Source organism: Streptomyces sp. MMG1121 (assembly GCF_001280015.1).
Classification (GTDB): domain Bacteria; phylum Actinomycetota; class Actinomycetes; order Streptomycetales; family Streptomycetaceae; genus Streptomyces.
The window spans coordinates 271,830-292,443 of record NZ_LGDV01000201.1 but is presented as its reverse complement, the minus strand read 5'-3'; the positions used below and the strand labels follow the sequence as shown (position 1 = coordinate 292,443).

General features: G+C 71.9%; 16 protein-coding genes and 1 pseudogene. 10 read left to right on the top strand and 7 right to left on the bottom strand.

Annotated elements, in window-relative coordinates; genetic code table 11:
- Positions 1 to 121 precede the first annotated feature (121 nt).
- The 3 genes and pseudogenes from ADK64_RS26385 to ADK64_RS26375 form a co-directional block, all read right to left on the bottom strand.
- Positions 122 to 1,795, bottom strand: coding sequence for a PHP domain-containing protein (locus ADK64_RS26385; RefSeq protein ID WP_053662633.1), 1,674 nt, complete (start codon positions 1,793 to 1,795; stop codon positions 122 to 124).
- 35 nt (positions 1,796 to 1,830) lie between these two features.
- A complete protein-coding gene (locus tag ADK64_RS26380) occupies positions 1,831 to 3,660 on the bottom strand; it encodes a LamG-like jellyroll fold domain-containing protein (protein WP_053662631.1) in 1,830 nt (609 codons plus the stop codon).
- A gap of 164 nt (positions 3,661 to 3,824) precedes the next feature.
- Positions 3,825 to 4,304 (bottom strand): annotated as a pseudogene (locus tag ADK64_RS26375) (DUF4981 domain-containing protein); the annotation flags it as partial.
- Positions 4,305 to 4,517: 213 nt separating this feature from the next.
- Here ADK64_RS26375 and ADK64_RS26370 point away from each other — a divergent pair.
- Together ADK64_RS26370 and ADK64_RS26365 are read left to right on the top strand one after the other, a co-directional pair.
- On the top strand, positions 4,518 to 5,855 hold the full coding sequence (locus tag ADK64_RS26370) for a 6-phospho-beta-glucosidase (protein WP_053662833.1): 1,338 nt from the start codon (positions 4,518 to 4,520) through the stop codon (positions 5,853 to 5,855).
- Between the two features lie 57 nt (positions 5,856 to 5,912).
- A complete protein-coding gene (locus ADK64_RS26365) occupies positions 5,913 to 8,957 on the top strand; it encodes an alpha-mannosidase (RefSeq protein ID WP_053662626.1) in 3,045 nt (1,014 codons plus the stop codon).
- 42 nt (positions 8,958 to 8,999) lie between these two features.
- On the opposite strand, the gene ADK64_RS26360 is transcribed toward ADK64_RS26365, so the two are convergent.
- Positions 9,000 to 10,115, bottom strand: a complete 1,116-nt coding sequence (locus ADK64_RS26360; protein ID WP_053662624.1) for an ATP-grasp domain-containing protein — start codon at positions 10,113 to 10,115, stop codon at positions 9,000 to 9,002.
- A gap of 293 nt (positions 10,116 to 10,408) precedes the next feature.
- On the opposite strand from ADK64_RS26360, the gene ADK64_RS26355 reads away from it, so the two are divergent.
- Positions 10,409 to 11,314, top strand: a complete 906-nt coding sequence (locus ADK64_RS26355) for a metallophosphoesterase family protein (protein ID WP_053662831.1) — start codon at positions 10,409 to 10,411, stop codon at positions 11,312 to 11,314.
- Complete coding sequence (locus tag ADK64_RS26350; RefSeq protein ID WP_053662623.1) at positions 11,262 to 11,942, top strand: 4'-phosphopantetheinyl transferase family protein; 681 nt, start codon at positions 11,262 to 11,264, stop codon at positions 11,940 to 11,942. The genes ADK64_RS26355 and ADK64_RS26350 overlap by 53 nt, the downstream gene beginning before the upstream one ends.
- A gap of 36 nt (positions 11,943 to 11,978) precedes the next feature.
- Here the strand turns inward: ADK64_RS26350 and ADK64_RS26345 are convergent, their stop codons facing one another.
- The 3 genes from ADK64_RS26345 to ADK64_RS26335 form a co-directional block, all read right to left on the bottom strand.
- The gene (locus ADK64_RS26345; RefSeq protein ID WP_053662620.1) at positions 11,979 to 12,206 is read right to left on the bottom strand and encodes a hypothetical protein; all 228 of its coding nucleotides are present in this window, start codon (positions 12,204 to 12,206) and stop codon (positions 11,979 to 11,981) included.
- Positions 12,207 to 12,380: 174 nt separating this feature from the next.
- The gene (locus tag ADK64_RS26340) at positions 12,381 to 12,920 is read right to left on the bottom strand and encodes a hypothetical protein (RefSeq protein ID WP_053662829.1); all 540 of its coding nucleotides are present in this window, start codon (positions 12,918 to 12,920) and stop codon (positions 12,381 to 12,383) included.
- 32 nt (positions 12,921 to 12,952) lie between these two features.
- Complete coding sequence (locus tag ADK64_RS26335) at positions 12,953 to 13,609, bottom strand: helix-turn-helix domain-containing protein (RefSeq protein WP_053662619.1); 657 nt, start codon at positions 13,607 to 13,609, stop codon at positions 12,953 to 12,955.
- 241 nt (positions 13,610 to 13,850) lie between these two features.
- On the opposite strand from ADK64_RS26335, the gene ADK64_RS26330 reads away from it, so the two are divergent.
- The 6 genes from ADK64_RS26330 (at position 13,851) to ADK64_RS26305 (ending at position 20,610) form a co-directional block, all read left to right on the top strand.
- The gene (locus ADK64_RS26330; RefSeq protein ID WP_053662617.1) at positions 13,851 to 14,522 is read left to right on the top strand and encodes a hypothetical protein; all 672 of its coding nucleotides are present in this window, start codon (positions 13,851 to 13,853) and stop codon (positions 14,520 to 14,522) included.
- A 123-nt stretch (positions 14,523 to 14,645) separates the two neighbouring features.
- Positions 14,646 to 15,644, top strand: a complete 999-nt coding sequence (locus ADK64_RS26325) for a LacI family DNA-binding transcriptional regulator (RefSeq protein WP_199829712.1) — start codon at positions 14,646 to 14,648, stop codon at positions 15,642 to 15,644.
- 128 nt (positions 15,645 to 15,772) lie between these two features.
- Complete coding sequence (locus ADK64_RS26320; RefSeq protein ID WP_053662613.1) at positions 15,773 to 17,125, top strand: ABC transporter substrate-binding protein; 1,353 nt, start codon at positions 15,773 to 15,775, stop codon at positions 17,123 to 17,125.
- A 5-nt stretch (positions 17,126 to 17,130) separates the two neighbouring features.
- The gene (locus ADK64_RS26315; RefSeq protein WP_053662611.1) at positions 17,131 to 18,087 is read left to right on the top strand and encodes a carbohydrate ABC transporter permease; all 957 of its coding nucleotides are present in this window, start codon (positions 17,131 to 17,133) and stop codon (positions 18,085 to 18,087) included.
- Positions 18,084 to 18,959, top strand: a complete 876-nt coding sequence (locus ADK64_RS26310) for a carbohydrate ABC transporter permease (protein ID WP_053662609.1) — start codon at positions 18,084 to 18,086, stop codon at positions 18,957 to 18,959. Before ADK64_RS26315 ends, ADK64_RS26310 begins: the two co-directional genes overlap by 4 nt.
- Positions 18,960 to 18,993: 34 nt before the next feature.
- Entirely contained in the window at positions 18,994 to 20,610 is a 1,617-nt protein-coding gene (locus tag ADK64_RS26305) for a glycoside hydrolase family 13 protein (protein WP_053662607.1), read from the top strand.
- Positions 20,611 to 20,614 lie beyond the last annotated feature (4 nt).

Sequence of the window (20,614 nt, the reverse complement as noted above, 5' to 3'; positions counted from 1 at the left end):
GGCACCCACCGCCTCACCTGCCACCGTGCGACCCCGCCGGCCTGCTCCGGCGGGGCTGTCACCGCTGACAGTATGCGTACGGAGGGGCCGGATCAGCAGCCGCGGGTGCGTGGGCAGTCGATCACCGGGCTCCGGTCACGTCGACGAAGACGGGGTTGGAGTAGAACCAGGTGTCGGCCCACGGGTCGCCGTTTCCGGGCTCGTGCGGGATCGGGCCGTGCGGGTCGACGGCCGCGCCGAGGTAACCCGTTCCGTGCCGGTTGCCGTCGCTGCCGCGCAGCCGGACGTAGAAGGACTCGTCGCCGGCGGTGAGCGGGACGCGCAGGGTGTAGGTGCCCGCACGGCCGCTGACGTCCGTGGTGTGCACGACCCTGGTGTCCGGTGCCCGCCAGGTGTCCCGGTCGGCGACCGGGCCGCGTACGGCACCCCGGACGACGTCCACCTGGGCCAACTGCGGGAGAATCCCCTGCGGGTTGGGGCGCGATGCCGTCGTGACCGTCACGGACAGCGTGATCCGCTCGCCCGCGCGGACCCGCAGCCGGCCGCCGAGCGTGACGCCCGGACCGGCGTCGCAGTCCCGCTTCACCCGCACGTCGAGCCCGTCGAGCAGATGCCCGTGGTCGACCCACACCCGGCCCGCGCGCAGGCCCGCCATCACCGAGCGGTAGCCGTAGCCGGTGACACCGACGTGGGTGCGGCTGAACTCGCCCGGCCAGAAGTCGCTGCCCGGCTGCGCGGTGTCCGTGTCCACCGGGTCGGGCAGCTTTCCGGTGTTGTCGAAGTTCCGGCCGGGCGCCCAGTCGCCGTTCTTCCAGGTGTCGAAGACCGTACGGTGGTTGTCGGAGTTGCTGGTGATCGAGAACAGCCTGCCCTCGGCCAGCATCGAGTCCCACAGGCCGCCGACGGTCGCGGTCGCCCAGTCGAAACCGCCGTAGGTCACATAGGCGTCCGCCGGGTAACCGGACCACGACTGTGCGGACGGCCTGTTCTCGTACTCGCCGCGGATCGAGGCCGAACCGCGCAGCGCCGGGATGGCCGCCCCCTGGGCGCCGGGCGCGCCCTCCATACCGATCACGATCTCCGGGGCCGCGTCCCGCCAGGCACGCAGCTCGTGCGGGGAGTCGATGCCGAGGCGCAGCGGGTGGTTGGCGAGGACGAGCACGTCGTCGACGTACCCGTTGCGTCGCTGCTCGGCCAGCCACTTGATCGCCTTGACCGCGTGGGCCTCGTTGCGGGCGGTGTCCGCGTCGGCGGCGCCGCCCTTGTCGTAGCCGAGCAGCTTCCCGTCGTGGGCCAGCTCGAACCGCGTGAGCAGGTCCACCTCGTGCGGGCCGGGCGCGGCGAAGACCGTGCAGTGCTCGGCGGCCGGGATGTACCACTCCAGGCCCTGGAAGATCAGCCGGCGCGGGTTCTCGGCCCGGGCCCTGAGGATCTCCCGGTGCTCCATCGCGGCGCCGTAGTACGCGTGCCCGAAATTGGAGTGCTCGTTGAACACCATCCAGTCCAGGCCGTAGCGAGCGGCGGCGGTGGCCTGCTGGGAGAACGTGTACTTGGCGTCGTGGCTGTAGACGGAGTGCACGTGGTGGTCGCCGACGAGATAGGCGAGGCGCGGGTCGTGGCCGCCGAGGCGCCGGCCGTCGGCCGCCAGGGCGGGTGCCGCCGCCGGTCCGAGGGCGAAGGCGGCACCGAACAGGCCCGCACGGCACAGGAGTTGGCGCCGGGACAGGCCCTGGGCGTCGAGGTGGGCGGGGGCGACGGCCGGGTCCGCCCACTCGGGCAGCTGCTGTTCGGTCATGGTGATCCTCGGGAGCCTCGGGAAGGGGGGCGGCGTCAGTGGGTCATGAAGGCGGAGACGGGCAGCGCCCGCGCGACGATCCGCACGTCGCCGAGGCGGCCGTGCAGGATCTGGTCGATCTTCCCGGCGTACTCGTAGCCGCCGAGCAGCCAGGGCAGTCCGGCCGAGGCGATGCCGACGGCCGCGGCGTGCGGGTTGCGGGCCACCGGGCAGCCCTGGACGTACAGGGTCGTGTGCCGTCCGTCGTTGACCACGGCGAGATGCCACCAGGTCTCGCGGGCCGTCTCGTCTCCCCAGTTGGTGGCGAGCCGGCGCTGGTCGAGCGGGCGGACCGCCCACTGCGGGCCCGGCCCGTCGGTGATCGACAAGGTGGCGAGCGGCTCGTCCGGATCGTCCGTGACCGGGCCGGCGAAGCCGTTGCGGCCGGTGCGGCTGACCAGACCGGACCAGGCGTGGTGCGAGGCGTCCCAGTCGGCGGGGAGCCGGTAGAAGGCCTCGATGGTGTAACCGTCCTCGAATTCCGCCGAGTTGAGGGGAGCCCCCTCGACGGTCCGCAGATACGCGCCCTTCAGCGGCGACTTGTACCCCTGGAACTCCAGGCTGCCGTGGCCGGGCTGGTCGGGGTGATGGTCGGCCGACCAGCCGAGCGTGCCGCCGCCCACCGAGACCACGGTGAGGTCGTTGCCCCGGCCGGACCGGTCGCGGACGGTGCCGGTGCCGGAGACGGCCGACTCGAAGCGCCAGTAGGCGGCCGTGCCGGGGATCACCATCGTCGACGCGGGCCGCGCCGGGCGGGCCGGCACCGGATCGAAGCCGGCGAAGCGGTCCGCGAAGTCGACCGCGACCGAGAACCGGTCCGCGTCACCGCTCAGCTCGATCTCCTGCCGCTCCAGCTCATTGAGGCCCTGCCCGGCCCGGCCGAGGATCCAGGGCGAGACCGTCTCCACGTCGATGACGTTCCGGTCCAGGTCGAACCGGTAGAGCCGGATCATCGCGGCGCCGCCGAAGTAGCGGTTCTGGTAGTTCGTGAGGTGCAGATGGACGTCGTTGCCGGCCGCGTTCCTGCGGGTCGCCCGGCCCGCCGGCCAGTAGTGGCCGTTCAGGGTCAGGAAGATCTGGTCGTGGTCCTCGATCAGCTGGTCCCACAGCTGCTGTCCGTAGTCCGACAACGTGTCGTCCGCGACGACCAGTTCGTGCGTGGTGAGGACGACCGCCGTCTTCGGGTGTGCGCCGAGCACCTCCTTCGCCCACACGTATCCCTTCGCCGACAGCCGCCAGTCCAGCGCGAGCACCATCCACTCCCGCCCGGCGGCCCGGAACAGGTGGAAGGTGTTGTAGCCGTCGTCGGACGCGCCCCCGAAGGTCCGCGCACCCCGGAAACGCCGCGGCCCGAACGTGTCGAGATACGGGGTCGGGCCACGCTGGTCGTCGGTCGAGGACCGGACGTCGTGGTTGCCGGCCAGCACGCTGTAACCGGCGCCCCGCCGGTCCAGGATGCCGAACGCCTTCCCGATCGCGGCGAACTCGGGCGCCGCGCCGTTCTGGGTGAGATCGCCCAGGTGCGCGAGGAAGACGATGTTCTCGTCCCGGCCGTGCTCCAGCAGATAGCGCAAGGAGGCCTCGAAGGGCCGCGGGTCGATGCTGGGCCCGTCGAAGAGGTACTGGGTGTCCGGCATGACGGCGAGCGTGAAGCGGCGGCTGTCCGGGTCGGGCCGCCGGGCGGCCGGGGCCGCGTCGGCGCTGCCCGGCAGGGCCACCCCGGCCGTGGCGGCGGCCCCCAGCAGGGCGGTGGCCCGCAGGAAACCGCGCCGGCCGGCACCGGCCTGCGGGGCCTCACCCTGGGTGTGATCAGGCGACGTACACACGTGTGCTCCGTAACGTTCGTGGGACGAGCGGGAGTCGGGGGCAAGGAGGTCCGGGGTCAGACGGCACGCAGGGTCCGGCTCCGGCGGTGGATCCCGGGCGGGACCGGAGGGGCGGCTGTGGTGTGGGGGCCGTACGAGACCGACGCCGGAACGGACCCGGATACGGCCGTCGCCCGCAGCCGGACCCGGGGCGCGCACAGCTGCGTACCGCGCGGCGCCCACGGCTCGTCCGCCGCCGTCACCACCCGCAGCGTCAGCCACGCCTCCCCGCCGTCCCGCGGCAGCCGCAACGGCAGGGGTACGGCCGCCGTCTCGCCGAGCCGCAGATCGGGCAGCTCGGCGGGAGCGGTCAGGGTCCGGCCGTCGGCCAGGAGCAGCTCCCAGGTCGCCGCCAGCCGCCCCAGACCCCGGACGAACCGGTGGTTGGCGAGGACGACTCCCTCGTGCCGGTAGCACCGGATGCGGAGCGCAGCCGCGCTGTCCTGGTGCTCGTGCGGCCCGGGGTGCGCGCGCCCGGCCGGTCTTCCGTCGCTCACGCGCCGCACACTTCCGTGGTCCCAGGACTCCCGGATGAAGCCGCCCTGAAGACCCGGCGTGGACTCGATGGCGGGCCAGTGGCCCGCGAGGACGCCGGTGCCGGTGCCGGCCCGTGCACGCGAGCGTGTCCGGACCCCGGCCCGTCACCGGACCGCCCCCTCGGCGAGGTCCCCGGTCAGCTGGCGGGCGCCGATCGCGAGCTGCCGGTCGAGCGGGCCATGATGGCGTCGAGCGACCGGGGCGTCCTGCTCGCGGACGCCGGCCCCGCCGGAATCCGGAGCCGAGGTGCTCGTGGCGGAAGACTGGGGAAGGGTGCAGACGTGAAGCTGACGATTCTGGGCGGCGGCGGGTTCCGCGTGCCGCTCGTGTACGGTGCCCTGCTGGCCGACCACGGGGAAGGGCGGGTCACCGAGGTCGTCCTCCACGACCTGGACGACCGCCGACTGCATGCGGTGTCCCGTGTACTGGATGGACAGGCCGCCAAGATCCCCGACGCACCGGGGGTGAGCGCCACCACCGACCTCGACGAGGCCCTCACCGGCGCCGACTTCGTCTTCTCCGCGATCCGCGTCGGCGGCCTGGAAGGCCGGGCGAACGACGAGCGGGTGGCGCTCGCCGAGGGCGTCCTCGGTCAGGAGACCGTCGGCGCGGGCGGCATCGCCTACGGTCTGCGCACCGTCCCCGTCGCCGTCGACATCGCCCGGCGTGTGGCGCGCCTCGCCCCGGACGCCTGGGTCATCAACTTCACCAACCCGGCCGGCCTGGTCACCGAGGCCATGTCCCGGCACCTCGGCGACCGCGTCATCGGCATCTGCGACTCACCCGTCGGCCTCGGCCGCCGTATCGCCCGCGTCCTCGGCGCCGACCCGAAGCGGACCTTCATCGACTACGTGGGCCTCAACCACCTCGGCTGGGTGCGCGGGCTGCGCGTCGCCGGGCGCGACGAACTCCCGCGCCTGCTCGCCGACCCCGCCCTGCTCGGCTCCTTCGAGGAGGGCAGGCTCTTCGGCGCCGACTGGCTGCGCTCGCTCGGCGCGATCCCCAACGAGTACCTGCACTACTACTACTTCAACCGGGAAGCCGTACGCGCCTACCAGGAGGCCGAGCAGACCCGGGGTGCCTTTCTGCGCGACCAGCAGGCCCGGTTCTACGACGAGGCCCTGCACACCGACCGGTCCGCGCTGGACGCGTGGGACCGCACCAGGGCCGAGCGCGAGGCCACCTACATGGCCGAGAACCGGGAGAGCGCCGGTGCGGGCGAGCGCGAGGCCGACGATCTGTCCGGCGGCTACGAGAAGGTCGCCCTCGCCCTGATGCGGGCCATCGCCCGCGACGAGCGGACCACCCTCATCCTCAACGTGCGCAACCGGAACACCCTCGCGGCCCTCGACGCGGACGCCGTCATCGAGGTTCCCTGCCTGGTCGACGCCAACGGCGCCCATCCCGTCGCGGTCGATCCGCTGCCCGGCCACGCCACCGGACTGGTCAGTTCGGTCAAGGCCGTCGAGCGGGAGGTGCTCGCCGCCGCCGAGTCCGGCTCCCGCGCCACCGCTGTGAAGGCCTTCGCCCTGCATCCGCTGGTCGACTCGGTCAACGTGGCCCGCAGGCTGGTCGAGGGCTATGCCGAGGTCCATCCTGGCCTCGCGTACCTTGGGTGAGCAGTTCTAGCAAGCGCTTTCCGTCCCTTTGCTCGTCTCTCCCTCCTGGAGACCGCCATGCACGACGAACGCCGCCGCATCGAGGAGCGCGTCGCGCGCCTCCACGACCAGCGCATCAAGCCCGCGATCTACGCGGCCAGCGTCCCCTTCGAGGTGGCGGCCTGGCAGGCGCCCGGGGAACCGGTCCCCTTCGAGGAGGCCGCGGCCGCCCCGTACACGCCGTTCGCCCCGCACACCCCGTGGGGTCCGCCGTGGGGCACGACCTGGTTCCGGATGCGCGGCCGGGTGCCCGCCGCATGGGCCGGCGAGCGCGTCGAGTCCGTCATCGACCTCGGTTTCGTGGGCGACTGGCCCGGCAACCAGGCCGAGGCCCTCGTCCACCGCACCGACGGCACCCCGCTGAAGGCGGTCAACCCGCTCAACCAGTACGTGCCGGTCGCCCGCCCGGCGGCCGGCGGTGAGACGGTCGAGTACCTGGTGGAGGCGGCCTCCAATCCGGACGTCCTCGCGAACGGCTTCGCCGCACCGACCCCGCTCGGCGACGTACGGACAGCGGGCGACCGTCCCCTGTACACCTTCCGCCGCGCCGATCTCGCCGTCCTCGACGAGCAGGTCTTCCATCTCGACCTGGACGTGCAGGTGCTGCGCGAACTGATGCGGGAACTCGGCGAGCACGACCCGCGCCGGCACGAGATCACACACGCCCTCGACCGGGTCATGGACCTGCTCGACCTGGACGACGTCTCCGGCTCGGCGCCCGCCGTACGGGAGTGTCTGCGCCCGGTGCTCGCCAAGCCCGCCCACGCCAGCGCGCACGTCCTCTCCGGCGTCGGACACGCCCACATCGACTCCGCCTGGCTGTGGCCGATCCGCGAGACCAAGCGCAAGACGTCCAGGACCTTCTCCAACGTCACCGCGCTCGCCGACGAGTACGAGGAGTTCGTCTTCGCCTGCTCCCAGGCCCAGCAGTACGAGTGGGTCCGCGACAACTACCCGCACGTGTGGGAGCGGATCGAGAAGTCGGTGCAGAAGGGGCAGTGGGCGCCGGTCGGCGGCATGTGGGTGGAGGCCGACGGCAATCTGCCCGGCGGCGAGGCCCTCGCCCGCCAACTGGTCCACGGCAAGCGGTTCTTCATGGACCACTTCGGCATCGAGACCAAGGGCGTCTGGCTGCCGGACTCCTTCGGTTACACCGCCGCCTACCCACAGCTGGCCAAACTCGCCGGCAACGACTGGTTCCTCACCCAGAAGATCTCCTGGAACCAGACCAACACCTTCCCCCACCACACCTTCTGGTGGGAGGGCATCGACGGCACCCGGATCTTCACCCACTTCCCGCCCATCGACACCTACAACGCCCGGTTCAGCGGCGAGGAGATGTCCCGCGCCGTGCGCAACTACGCCGAGAAGGGCGGCGCCACCCGCTCCCTGGCCCCCTTCGGCTGGGGCGACGGCGGCGGCGGGCCCACGCGCGAGATCATGGAACGCGCCCGTCGGCTCAAGGACCTGGAGGGCTCGGCGAAGGTCGAGATCGAGCACCCGGACGCGTTCTTCGCCAAGGCCCGCGCCGAGTACCCGAACGCCCCCGTCTGGGTGGGCGAGCTGTACCTGGAGCTGCACCGCGCCACCTACACCACCCAGGCCCGCACCAAGCAGGGCAACCGCCGCAGCGAACACCTGCTGCGCGAGGCCGAGTTGTGGGCCACCACGGCCGCCCTGCACGCGCCGGGCTACGCCTACCCGCACGAGAAGCTGGACCGCCTGTGGAAGACGGTCCTGCTGCACCAGTTCCACGACATCCTGCCCGGATCCTCCATCGCCTGGGTGCACCGCGAGGCCGAGGCCGAATACGCCCGTGTGGCAGCGGAGCTGACCGCGCTCACCGGCGAGGCGATCACCGCCCTGGGCGCCGGAGCGCCCCGCGTGTTCAACACCGGCCCCCGCGACCGCGCCGAGGTGGTCCGCACCCCCGAGGGCGCACCGGTGTACGTGCGGGTGCCCGCGAACGGCTCCGCGCCCCTCACCCCGGCCGAGCCCCCGCAAGCGGTGACGGTCGGCGGACACACCCTGGAGAACGGGATCGTCCGGGTACGGATGGCAGAGGACGGAACGCTGTCGTCCGTATTCGATCTGCGGTCGGCGCGCGAAGTCCTCGCCGGCCCCGGCAACCTGCTCCGTCTCCACACCGACCTGCCCAACTGCTGGGACGCCTGGGACATCGACAAGCACTACCGCAACCGCTACACCGACCTGCTGGAGCCCGACTCGGTCACCGTGGTCGAGGAGGGCCCCCTCGTCGGCGCGATCCGGGTGGTCCGCTCCTTCGGCAAGGGCTCCCGGATCACCCAGACGATCACCGTCCGCGCCGGCAGCGCCCGCGTCGACTTCGAGACGGACATCGACTGGCACGAGACGGAGAAGATCCTCAAGGCGGGCTTCCCGGTCGACCTGCGCGCCCCGCACTCCTGCGCCGAGATCCAGTTCGGCCACGTCCAGCGGCCCACCCACACCAACACCACCTGGGAGGCGGCCCGTTTCGAGGTCTCCGGCCACCGCTGGGTGCACATCGCCGAACCCGGATACGGCGTCGCCGTCATCAACGACTCCACCTACGGTCACGACGTCACCCGCACGGTCCGCGAGGACGGGGGTACGACGACCAGGGTCGGCCTCAGCCTGGTCCGCGCCCCGCGCGTCCCCGACCCCGAGGCCGACCAGGGCCGCCACCGCTTCACCTACGCCCTGCTGCCCGGCGCGAGCATCGAGGACGCGGTCGCCGAGGGCTACGCCCTCAACCTCCCGCTCCGGGTGGCGGATTCGGCGGGCGAGCCCGAGCCCGTCGTCTCCACCGAGGGCGCGGGCGTCACCGTGGAGGCGATCAAGCTCGCCGACGACGGCTCCGGGGACGTGGTGGTGAGGCTGTACGAGTCCCGGGGCGGCCGCGCCGGCGGCGTCCTGCGCACCGGGTTCCCGCTGGCCGGCGCCGAGGTCACGGACCTGCTGGAACGCCCGCTGGCCCCGGCGCAGACGGACGGGAACGCCGTACCGGTGACCCTGCGGCCGTTCGAGGTGCGGACACTGCGGCTGGCCGTGGGGCGCTGAGCGACCCCCGCGCCCCGGAAGGGGCGCGGGGCTGTACCTGGCCTAGAGAGGCAGTGCCTGCGCCGCCGGAGCCGCCTGTACGGGCAAGAGCGCCACCGGCAGCACGACCTCCTCCTCCCGCTGTCGGGGAAGAGTCACGGGCAACAACGGCCGGGGCCCCGACACCACCGCGTAGTCCTGCCCGAGGAACGGCGGCTTCACCACCCCGGGGTCCTCGCCGAGCGCCAACTGCACAGCCGCCCAAGGAGCGTTCACCCCGCAGAGCGACAGCTGGTGCAGCCCCCCGGCGGGCCGCGTGTTGACGTCCAGAAGCACCGGCCGGTCGCCGTACATGCGGAACTGGATGTTGGACAGGTAGTGCAGCCCGAAGCCCTCCGCGATCAGCCGGGCCGGGGCAAGCCACCGCTCGTCCAGGGTGAAGCCCCGCCGGCGGCCGTTCTTCGTGCGGCCCACCGCGAGCCGCACCCGGTTGTCCGGACCGGCCAGGACGTCGACGGACACCTCGGGCTGTTCCAGGCGCGGCATCACCAGCCAGTCCACCGGTTCCGCCGCCTGCCGCAGCGCCTCCAGGACCAGGTCCAGCTGTACGTACGGGCCCGGGAAGCCCGCGAGATGGGCCAGCGAGAACGGGGCGCGGGTGATCACCCGGAAGCCGACCCCGCCCGCACCGGCGGCCGGCTTGAAGCACGCCTTGTGACCGGCGGACTCCAACTCCTCCACAGCGGCGACGAGTTCGTCCGCCGAGCGCACCCGCCACCACGGCGGCACCGGGACCCCCACCGAGCGGACCGCCTCGTACGCGGTCGCCTTGTCCTCGAACACCGCCACCGCCTGCGGCGTCGGCGCCAGCAGCGCCGTACCGGCCGCCGCGAACTCGGCGCGGTGCGCGACGACCGCCGCCTGGTGCAGCCGGGGCACGAAGACGTCGATGCCGCGCCGGGCGCACTGGTCGAGGGCGTACTCGACGTAGGCGGCCGGGGACAGGCCCTCCGGCTCCAGGTCGGCGGTGTCGGCGGCGGCCAGCACGGGGGAGTCGGGGTCCCCGTGCGTCGCATGGATCTCCACGGCACGGTCGCTGGGATTTCTCCGCAGCTGTTCCATGAAGAAGACGTTCTCCGCGTACGTGCGGTTGAGCCAGACGCGTACGCGAGAAAGCATGCAGGCCGCCTTTCGGGGGTTTTCGGGCAGGGCGGAGCGGCCCGTGCCCGGGCAGAAGGGAGGAAGGGTCACCGAACAGCCCCCGTGAAAAGGGAGGTTGGGGAGCCGGTGTCGGGGCGATCATACGGCTTTCAAGAGCCCCCGCGTGCAACGCGGGTGTTACGGAATACCGGCACCTTCCCGACCTTCTCGTGCCCCCGCCGTGCCCGCCACGCGGCCGGGGACCCCCTTGTCCCGGATCCGGGAATGTGTTCTTGTGGTGCGGGCTGAGGATGATCGGAAAGGGGTACGGGGTGGAGTCGACGGCCGGGGCCGGACAGCTGCTGGCCATCAGCGACCTGCACATCACCTATGCGGAGAACCGCGCTCTGGTCGAGGGCATGCGTCCCACGAGCGACGACGACTGGCTGATCGTGGCCGGTGACATCGCCGAGACCGTCGCCGACATCCGCTGGACCCTCGCCACGCTCGCGGGCCGCTTCCGCAAGGTGCTGTGGGCACCGGGCAACCACGACCTGTGGACCCACCCGAAGGACACCGTCACCCTGAGGGGCGTCGCTCGCTACGAGCACCTGGTCGAGATGTGCCGCGAGCTGGGAGTGGTCACCCCCGAGGACCCCTACCCGGTGTGGGAGGGCCCGGGCGGCCCGGTCGCCGTCGCCCCGCTCTTCCTCGGGTACGACTACTCCTTCCTGCCGGCCGGCTGCGCCACCAAGGCCGAGGGCCTGGCCTACGCGGAGAGCACGGGCATCATCTGCAACGACGAGTACCTGTTGCATCCCGATCCCTACCCGACCCGGGACGCCTGGTGCCGGGCCCGGGTCGCCGAGACCGAGCGCCGGCTCGCCGCGCTCCCGGACGGGCTGCCCGTCATCCCGGCCAACCACTACCCGCTGCACCGGCACCCCACCGAGATCCTGTGGCACCCCGAGTTCGCCATGTGGTGCGGCACCACGCTGACCGCCGACTGGCACCGCCGGTTCCCCATCGCGACCATGGTCTACGGCCATCTGCACATCCCCCGCACCACCTTTCACGACGGAGTCCGCTTCGTGGAGGTGTCCGTGGGCTACCCCCGAGAGTGGCGCAAGCGTCCGGAGCCCCCGGGCCGGCTGCGCCGTATCCTGCCGTTGGAGGTCGAAGCCGGTGATCGAGGAGCTGCTCCCGGAGTCGGTCGTGGTCGTGGAGGCACACCGTGACGATCCGCTGTGGGACGCCCCGCTCTTCCCCGAGGAGGAGGCGCTCGTCGCGCGCGCGGTGACCAAGCGCCGTCGTGAGTTCGCCGCCGTACGCGGGTGCGCCCGGCGCGCCATGGAGAAGCTCGGCGTGCCGCCGCAGCCCGTCGTCAGCGGTGAGCGGGGCGCCCCGGTCTGGCCGGCGGGCCTGATCGGCAGCATGACCCACTGCGACGGCTACGGCGCCGCCGTGCTCACCCGCGTCGGCGACCTGGCCTCTCTCGGTATCGACGCCGAGCCGCACGGGCCGCTGCCGGAGGGGGTCGGCGAGTCCGTCTTCCTGCCCGCCGAGGCCGAACGGCTCGCCCGGCTCGCCGCGCGGCGGCCCGACGTGCACGGGGACCGGATCCTGTTCAGCGCCAAGGAGTCCGTCTACAAGGCGTGGTTCCCGCTCACCCGCAAGTGGCTGGACTTCTCCGAGGCCGACATCACCCTGCACCCGGACCCGGACGGCCGGCCGCACGGCACCCTGCGCGCCGACCTCCTCGTCCCCGGACCACTGGTCGCAGGCCGCAGGCTCCAGGCCTTCGAGGGCCGGTGGGTTGTGCGCGACGGGCTGGTGGCCACCTCCGTGGTCGTCCCGCACTTCTGAACCTCCGGCCGCGGCGGCCCGTACCGTCCGGCCCGGTCAGGTCGGCGGGCACCAGTGGCGCAGCAGGCGGAAGAACTGCTCCTCGTTGCCCGCGAGTCCCGCCCGGGCCAGGGCCTGCTCGGCCTCGGCCAGCACGGCGGGCGGCACCAGGGCGGGCCGGCCGTCGTCCGGCGGCCCGTCGAAGGCGGCGCGCACCGTGTGCAGCAGCCGCAGGTAGGCCTGTACGGCGGTGCGCTCACGGTCGGTCAGTACGGCGGTGGGCATCGGTCGGCTCTCCCCGGGTAGGCGTCACGGTCGCGCGCTCTGCTGCGCACCTCACCAGCTTGCCGTCCGCCACTGACAACGCCGTCCGGCTGCGCCCAGGATCCCCCGCTCGGCGCAGGCCGGACCCGGTATGTCCCCTGGAAGCGGCACCGTGTACGACGCGGCGCCTGACGTTCAGCCCTGCAGCCCCGGATAGCCCAGGGACGCCTCGATACGGCCGGCCACGTCGTCGCGCCGGCCCGGGCCGCGCAGGGCCGAATCGCCCAGCCAGGTGCGGCACTTGCTGGCCAGGAGCAGACCGAAGGTCTCGGCCTGCCGCTCCTCGGCGAGGTCGAAGCGGGTCCGGGCCGCGACCCGGAGCACCGCGGCCTGCAACGCGGCCTGGTCGGTGTCGTCCTCCAGCAGCCGCGTGGCGACCCCGACCCCGTCGACGTGGTGCCCGCAGTGGTCGGCGTGCATGTGCCACAGCTCGTGGCCGAGGATCACCAACTGGTGCCCGGGGGCGGTGCGTTCCTCCACGACGACGACGTCGCGGTCGGTCAGATCCAGCCACAGTCCGCTCGCCGTGCCGGACGGGAAGGCGGCCGTACGGAAGTTCACCGGGCGGCCCCGGCGGCGGCTCATCGCCGCGCACAGCGCGCGGTACAGCTCCTCGGGCGGTGCCGGCACGGGCAGGGTCAGCCCGCCCACCAGCTCGCCGCACAGCCGGCGCATGTCCCTGCCGATGCCCACTGTCCTCCCCCGGTTCACGACTCGGGCCGCTTGACGCTCTCCAAGAGCATGTCCAGCCACTCCGCGACCTTGTCCCGGTGCTGGTCGGTCGGCAACTGCGCGGCCCGCCAGGCGATCCCGCGCACCCCGTGGTCCTGCAGCAGCCGTTCCAGCGGATCCTCGGCGGCCGAGGCGGCGGCCCGCTCCCGGTCGGCGAGCTTCTGCAGCAGTTCCTGCTCGGTGCGCTGCAGTGCGCCCGCCAGTGCCTCGGGGTCCTCCGCGGTCAGGAAACCGGCGTGCACCCGGAAGAAGCGCTGGAGCGCGTCGCAGTGCTCCATCGTGGGCCGCCGGTCGCCGTTGATGAGAGCGCCGGCCTGCTGCCGGGACATGGCCGCCCCGTCGGCGATCTCCTGCTGCGTGTACTTGCGGCCGTTGGGCTTCAGCCGGGTGCGGCGCAGCAGGCCCAGACGCTGCAGAAAACGTGCCTGGACGTCCGGCTCGCCCGCCGGCCGGCCGCTGAGCAGGGCTCTGACCACCGGCTCCGGGACGCCGCAGGCCACGGAGATCCGTCCGACGTCGAAGATCTCGGCGTGCGCCACACCGAGCCGGTCGGCGAGCGCGGTGACGCGGGCGACGACGGCCGGCAGCTGGGCGGTCGCCGCGGCGCCCGGATCCTCGTAGCCATCCGTCACCGACAGAACTCCTACGTCTCTTGAGGGTTTCCGATGCGTCCGTGCGTCTCGCGAGCGGCCGCCGTGAACTTCCCGGAGATTAGCCGGTGCCTCGAACTCACATCCAGGTGTCGCCACAACTGTGGCGAATTTCAGCCGTCAACAGGCAAGAAATGCCACGATAGTTGACATCCCACTTGCCGAAGTCGCAGGATCGCAGGGGCCGCGTCAAGGCCGCAGAGGCAAGAGGGGTGACCTCCCGATGGCACATCAGGCAGGAGGGCGGCGGCCCGCACCGCGGCCCGTCCCCGAGACGTGCGAAACCCAGGCGTATCTCCAGGACTACGCCGCGCTCCTGGAGTCCCTCGCCCTGCCCTCCCTGGTCGTGGACCACCGCTGGGACGTGGTCATGGCCAACTCCGCGTACGCGACGCTCTTCCGCGGCGTGCGCCCGCACCCGACGGCCATGCCCGGGGACAACTTCCTCAGGTTCGTGCTCTTCCACCCGGACGCGTGCGAGGTCCTCGGCGAGCACGAGCCGGGCTGGTGCCTGCCGATGCTGGCCCACCTCAGGGCCGCGCTGGAGACGTACGGCCACGATCACGAACTCCAGGCGGTCCGCCGGGACATCGCCCTGGACCCGATCATGGAGGCCGCCTACCGGCAGGGCCTGCCGCACTGGATGCGGGCCGTCGGCGAGGCCGGGACCCGGATCGACGGCGCCGTCCGGCTGCTGCTCCACCCCGACCCGCGCCGGGGTCCCACCGAGTGCCGGATCGTCGACGAGACGCCGCAGACCCTGCGGGAGCTCGGCTACCGGCGCCTCACGATGGTCCTGCGCGACACCCGCCGGGCCGCCGCGCCCGTACGCCGCCCGCGCCGGCAGCGGAGCACGGCGCCGCACCTCACGGTCGTACCGGCAGCCCAGGACTGACCCGGCACCGCCGGCGTTCAGGTCGCCGGCGGCGCCGGGCCGGGACACACCTCCCCGCGCCTTCCCGTGGCCCCCGGGACGATTCCGCAAATGACTTGCGTAACTTGCGCTAGCCTTGCGTATATGACGCGACGACTTGCGGAAGTGGCGAAGAAGGTCGGGGTCAGCGAGGCCACGGTCAGTCGGGTGCTCAACGGCAAGCCCGGGGTCTCCGAAGCCACCCGACAGGCGGTGCTGACGGCTCTCGACGTCCTCGGCTACGAGCGCCCCACCCAGCTGCGCGGCGAACGCGCCCGGCTCGTCGGCCTGGTCCTGCCCGAGCTGCAGAACCCCATCTTCCCCGCGTTCGCCGAGGTCATCGGCGGCGCGCTCGCCCAGCTCGGGCTGACGCCGGTGCTGTGCACACAGACCAAGGGCGGCGTCTCGGAGGCGGACTACGTCGACCTGCTGCTGCACCAGCAGGTCTCCGGCGTCGTCTTCGCCGGCGGCCTGTACGCGCAGGCGGACGCCCCGCACGACCACTACCGCCTGCTCGCCGAGCGCAACATCCCCGTCGTCCTGGTCAACGCGGCCATCGAACGCCTCGGCTTCCCAGGCGTGTCCTGCGACGACACCGTCGCCGTCGAGCAGGCCTGGCGGCACCTCGCCTCCCTCGGCCACGAACGCATCGGCCTGGTTCTCGGCCCCGCCGACCACATGCCCTCGGCGCGCAAACTGGCCGCCGCGCGCGCGCTCGCCGGTGACCTGCCCGAGGAGTTCGTGGCGCGGGCGATCTTCTCCATCGAGGGCGGTCACGCGGCCGCGTCCCGGCTGATCGACCGCGGGGTCACCGGCATCATCTGCGCCAGCGACCCCCTGGCGCTCGGCGCGATCAGGGCCGCGCGCCGCAAGGGGTACGCCGTCCCGGAGCGGATCTCGGTCGTCGGCTACGACGACTCGGCCTTCATGAACTGCACCGAACCCCCGCTGACCACCGTCCGCCAGCCCATCGAGGCCATGGGCCGCGCGGCCGTCGAGCTGCTCAACGCGCGGATCGGCGGCACCACCGTACCTGCCGAGGAGCTGCTGTTCGAGCCCGAGCTGGTGGTCCGCGGCTCGACCGCGCAAGCCCCGCGCGACTGAGTCCGGCGAGATCCAACTGGCTGTTCAATAATTACAGAGTTCGCGCGACATCTTGCGTATGAATGTCGGCGGTGCTTGAGTGTGCGGCGCCCACCGCTCCTGCCATGAGTGCCACATGGGGGTCCACGATGAGAAGTACCGGGTTCCGTCGTACCGTCGTCGCGATCGGCGTCTGTTCCTCCCTCGCCCTCACCGCCACCGCCTGCGGGTCCGGTGGCGACGGGTCGGCGAGCGGCAGGACCCGCATCACCGTCAACTGCGAGCCGCCCAAGAGCGCCGAGGTCGACCGCGGCTTCTTCGAGGCGGACATCGCCTCCTTCGGGAAGCAGAACCCGGACATCGACGTCGTCGCGCACGACGCCTTCCCCTGCCAGGACCCGAAGACCTTCGACGCCAAGCTCGCCGGCGGCCAGATGGAGGACGTGTTCTACACGTACTTCACCGACGCCAAGCACGTCGTGGACATCAACCAGGCGGCCGATCTCACGCCGTACCTCAGGGAGTTGAAGTCCTACGACACCATCCAGAAGCAGCTGCGGGACATCTACACCGTCGACGGGAAGGTCTACGGCATACCGCGTACCGGATACAGCATGGGGTTGATCTACAACCGCAAGCTCTTCCAGAAGGCCGGCCTCGACCCCGACAAGCCCCCGGCCAGCTGGGACGAGGTCCGCGCCGACGCGAAGAGGATCGCCGCCCTCGGAGGCGGCACCGTCGGGTACGCCGACTACAGCGCGCAGAACCAGGGCGGCTGGCACTTCACCGCCGAGCTGTACGCGCAGGGCGGCGACGTCGTCAGCGCCGACGGCAGGAAGGCCACCGTCGACACCCCCGAGGGCCACGCCGTCCTGCAGAACCTGCACGACATGCGGTGGACCGACGACTCCATGGGCAGCAAGCAGCTCCTGATCATCAACGACGTCCAGCAGATGATGGGTTCGGGCAAACTCGGCATGTACCTCGCCGCCCCCGACAACATCCCGATCCTGGTCAAGGAGAAGGGCGCGAACTACGACGACATCGCCATCGGCCCCATGCCCGGCGGCAAGGGCACGCTCATCGGCGGCGACGGCTACATGTTCAACAAGCACGACACGCCCGCCCAGATCCGCGCCGGCCTGAAGTGGCTGGACCACATGTTCCTCACCCCCGGATCGGGATTCCTCGGCGACTACGCCCGCGCCAGACAGCACAACGCCCCCGTCGGCCTGCCCGAACCGCGCCTGTTCACCGGCGCCGCCGACGCCAAGGACCAACAGGCCAAGAAGGCCAACGCCAACGTCCCGGTGGGCAACTACCAGGCCTTCCTCGACGGCAACCAGCACCTGCAGATGAAGATCGAGCCGCCGGACGCCCAGCAGATCTACTCCGTCCTCGACGCCGCCGTCTCCGCCGTCCTCACCAAGAAGGACGCCGACATCGACCAGCTCCTCAAGGACGCGTCCGGCAAGATCGACAGCATCCTGGCCCGGAGCTGACCGCCATGCCGAAGACGGCCGAGCGGCGGCCCGCGGCGCAGGCCGCACTCCGACCGGTCCCGCCGCCGCTCCCGGCAGGGGGCCGGAGACGGCGTCGGCTGATCGACCAGGCCCGCGCCTACGCCTTCCTCCTCGGCGGCCTCGTCTGCTTCGCCCTGTTCTCCTGGTACCCGGCGATCCGCGCGGTCGTCATCGCCTTCCAGAAGTACACCCCCGGCTCGAAGCCCCAGTGGGTCGGCACCGCCAACTTCACCCGCGTCCTGGCGGACCCCGAGTTCGGCGCGGCCTGGCGCAACACCCTCACCTTCACCCTGCTCGCCCTGCTCATCGGCTTCGCCATCCCCTTCGTACTCGCCCTCGTGCTCAACGAGTTGCGGCACGCCAAGGCCTTCTTCCGGGTCGTGGTCTATCTGCCGGTGATGATCCCGCCGGTGGTCAGCGCCCTGCTGTGGAAGTGGTTCTACGACCCCGGAGCCGGCCTCGCCAACGAGGCGCTGCGCTTCGTCCACCTGCCGACCTCGAACTGGTCCAACGGCACCGACACCGCGCTCGTCTCCCTGGTGATCGTGGCGACCTGGGCCAACCTGGGCGGCACCGTCCTCATCTACCTCGCCGCCCTCCAGTCCATCCCGGGCGAGCTGTACGAGGCCGCCGAACTGGACGGCGCGAACCTCCTCCAACGCATCCGGCACGTCACCGTCCCGCAGACCCGGTTCGTGATCCTGATGCTGATGCTCCTTCAGATCATCGCCACCATGCAGGTGTTCACCGAACCGTTCGTCATCACCGGAGGCGGCCCGGAGAGCGCTACGGTGACCGTCCTCTACCTCATCTACAAATACGCGTTCCTCTACGACGACTTCGGCGGCGCCTGCGCCCTCAGCGTCATGCTGCTCATCCTGCTGGGCGCCTTCTCCGCGCTCTACCTGCGACTCACCCGCACCGAGGGGGACAGCGCATGAGCACCCGCACTCTCATCTCCCCGGCCACCCTCGCCCGCCCGCGCGGCAAGGCGATCTACTGGACGGTGTTCACGGCTGTCGTCGTCCTCTTCGCGCTCGCCTTCCTCTTCCCGGTCTACTGGATGGTCACCGGCGCGATGAAGTCCCCCGACGAGGTCGCGCAGACCCCGCCGTCGATCGTCCCGCACCACTGGCACCTCGTCGGCTACACCGACGCCTGGGACCTGATGCAGCTCCCGGAGCACCTGTGGAACACCGTCGTACAGGCCGCCGGCGCCTGGGCGTTCCAGCTGGTGTTCTGCACGGCCGCCGCCTACGCCCTGTCCAGGCTGAGGCCCGCCTTCGGCAAGGTGATCCTCGGCGGCATCCTCGCCACCCTCATGGTCCCGGCGCAGGCCCTGGTCGTACCGAAGTACCTGACGGCCGCCGACCTGCCACTGATCCACACCAGCCTGCTCAACGACCCCCTCGCCATCTGGCTGCCGGCCGTCGCCAACGCCTTCAACCTCTATCTGCTCAAGCGTTTCTTCGACCAACTGCCGCGCGACGTCCTGGAGGCCGCCGAGATCGACGGCGCCGGCAGGCTGCGCATCCTGTGGTCGGTCGTGCTGCCCATGTCCCGGCCCGTGCTCGGCGTGGTGTCGATCTTCGCGCTGGTCGCCGTGTGGCAGGACTTCCTGTGGCCGCTGATGGTCTTCTCCGACACCGACAAGCAGCCGATCAGCGTGGCTCTGGTCCAGTTGTCGCAGAACATCCAACTCACCGTGCTCATCGCCGCGATGGTGATCGCCAGCATCCCGATGGTGGCGCTGTTCCTCGTCTTCCAGCGGCACATCATCGCCGGGATCAGCGCGGGCAGCACCAAGGGCTGACGCCGCCGCACCGCCTACAGAAAGGTGAAGCCCCGTGGGACAGCCCACCCATGCCCCGGAAGACCGCGACCGGGACCGCGACTGGTGGCGCACCGCCGTCATCTACCAGGTCTACGTCCGCAGCTTCGCGGACGGCGACGGCGACGGCACCGGCGACCTCGCGGGCGTCCGCGCCCGGCTGCCGTATCTCGCCGAACTCGGCGTGGACGCCCTGTGGTTCAGCCCCTGGTACCTGTCACCGATGAAGGACGGCGGCTACGACGTCGCCGACTACCGAGTCATCGACCCGGCCTTCGGCACCCTCGCCGAGGCGGAGAAACTCATCGCCGAAGCACGCGAGCTGGGCATCCGCACGATCGTCGACATCGTGCCCAACCACCTCTCCGACCAGCACCCCTGGTTCCGGGCCGCGCTCGCCGCCGGCCCCGGCAGCCCGGAGCGCGAGCTGTTCCACTTCCGGCCCGGGCGCGGCGCCCGCGGTGAACTCCCGCCCAACGACTGGCCGTCCCAGTTCGTCGGTTCCACCGAACCGGTGTGGACCCGGCTGCCGGACGGCGACTGGTACCTCCACCTGTTCACCCCCCAGCAGCCGGACCTCAACTGGGCCCATCCGGCGGTCCGGCGGGAGCACGAGGACATCCTGCGCTTCTGGTTCGAGCGCGGTGTCGCCGGCGTCCGCATCGACTCGGCGGCGCTGCTCGCCAAGGACCCGGACCTGCCCGACCTGGGCACGGATCCGGACCCGCACCCCTTCGTCGACCGCGACGAACTCCACGGCATCTACCGCTCCTGGCGCGCTGTCGCCGACCCCTACGGCGGCGTGTTCGTCGGCGAGGTCTGGCTCCCCGACCCCGAGCGCTTCGCCCGTTATCTGCGCCCCGACGAACTCCACACCGCCTTCAACTTCTCCTTCCTGTCCTGCCCCTGGGAGGCCGCCCGGCTGCGCGCCGCCATCGACACCACCCTCGCCGAACACGCCCCCGTCGGCGCCCCCGCCACCTGGGTGCTGTGCAACCACGACGTCACCCGCACGGTCACCCGGTACGGCCGCGAGGACACCGCCTTCGACTTCGCCGCCAAGGCCTTCGGCACCCCGACCGACCTGGCCCTCGGCACCCGGCGGGCCCGTGCCGCCGCCCTGCTGTCGCTGGCGCTGCCGGGGTCGGTGTACCTGTACCAGGGGGAGGAGCTGGGGCTGCCGGAGGCGGAGGTCCCGGGCGACCGCGTACAGGATCCGATGTACTTCCGATCGGAGGGTGCCGCCCCCGGACGGGACGGCTGCCGGGTGCCGCTGCCGTGGGCCGGCGGCATGCCGTACGCGGGGTTCAGTACGCAGGAGCCCTGGCTGCCGCAGCCGGCCGGCTGGTCATCGTACGCAGTCGACCGTCAACAGCAGGACCCCGACTCCATGCTCTCCCTCCACCGCGCGGCCATCGCCACCCGCCCGCTCCTCGGCGACGGCCCCCTGACCTGGCTGCCCGCCCCCGACGGCGTGCTCGCCTTCGCCCGCGCCGGGGGAGCGACGTGCGTGGTGAACCTCGCGTCCACGCCCGCCGTGCTCCCGGCACACTCCCGACTCCTGCTGAGCAGCGGCCCGCTGGACGAGGCGGGCCGGCTCCCGCAGGACACGGCGGCCTGGCTGCGCGTCTGAGCCG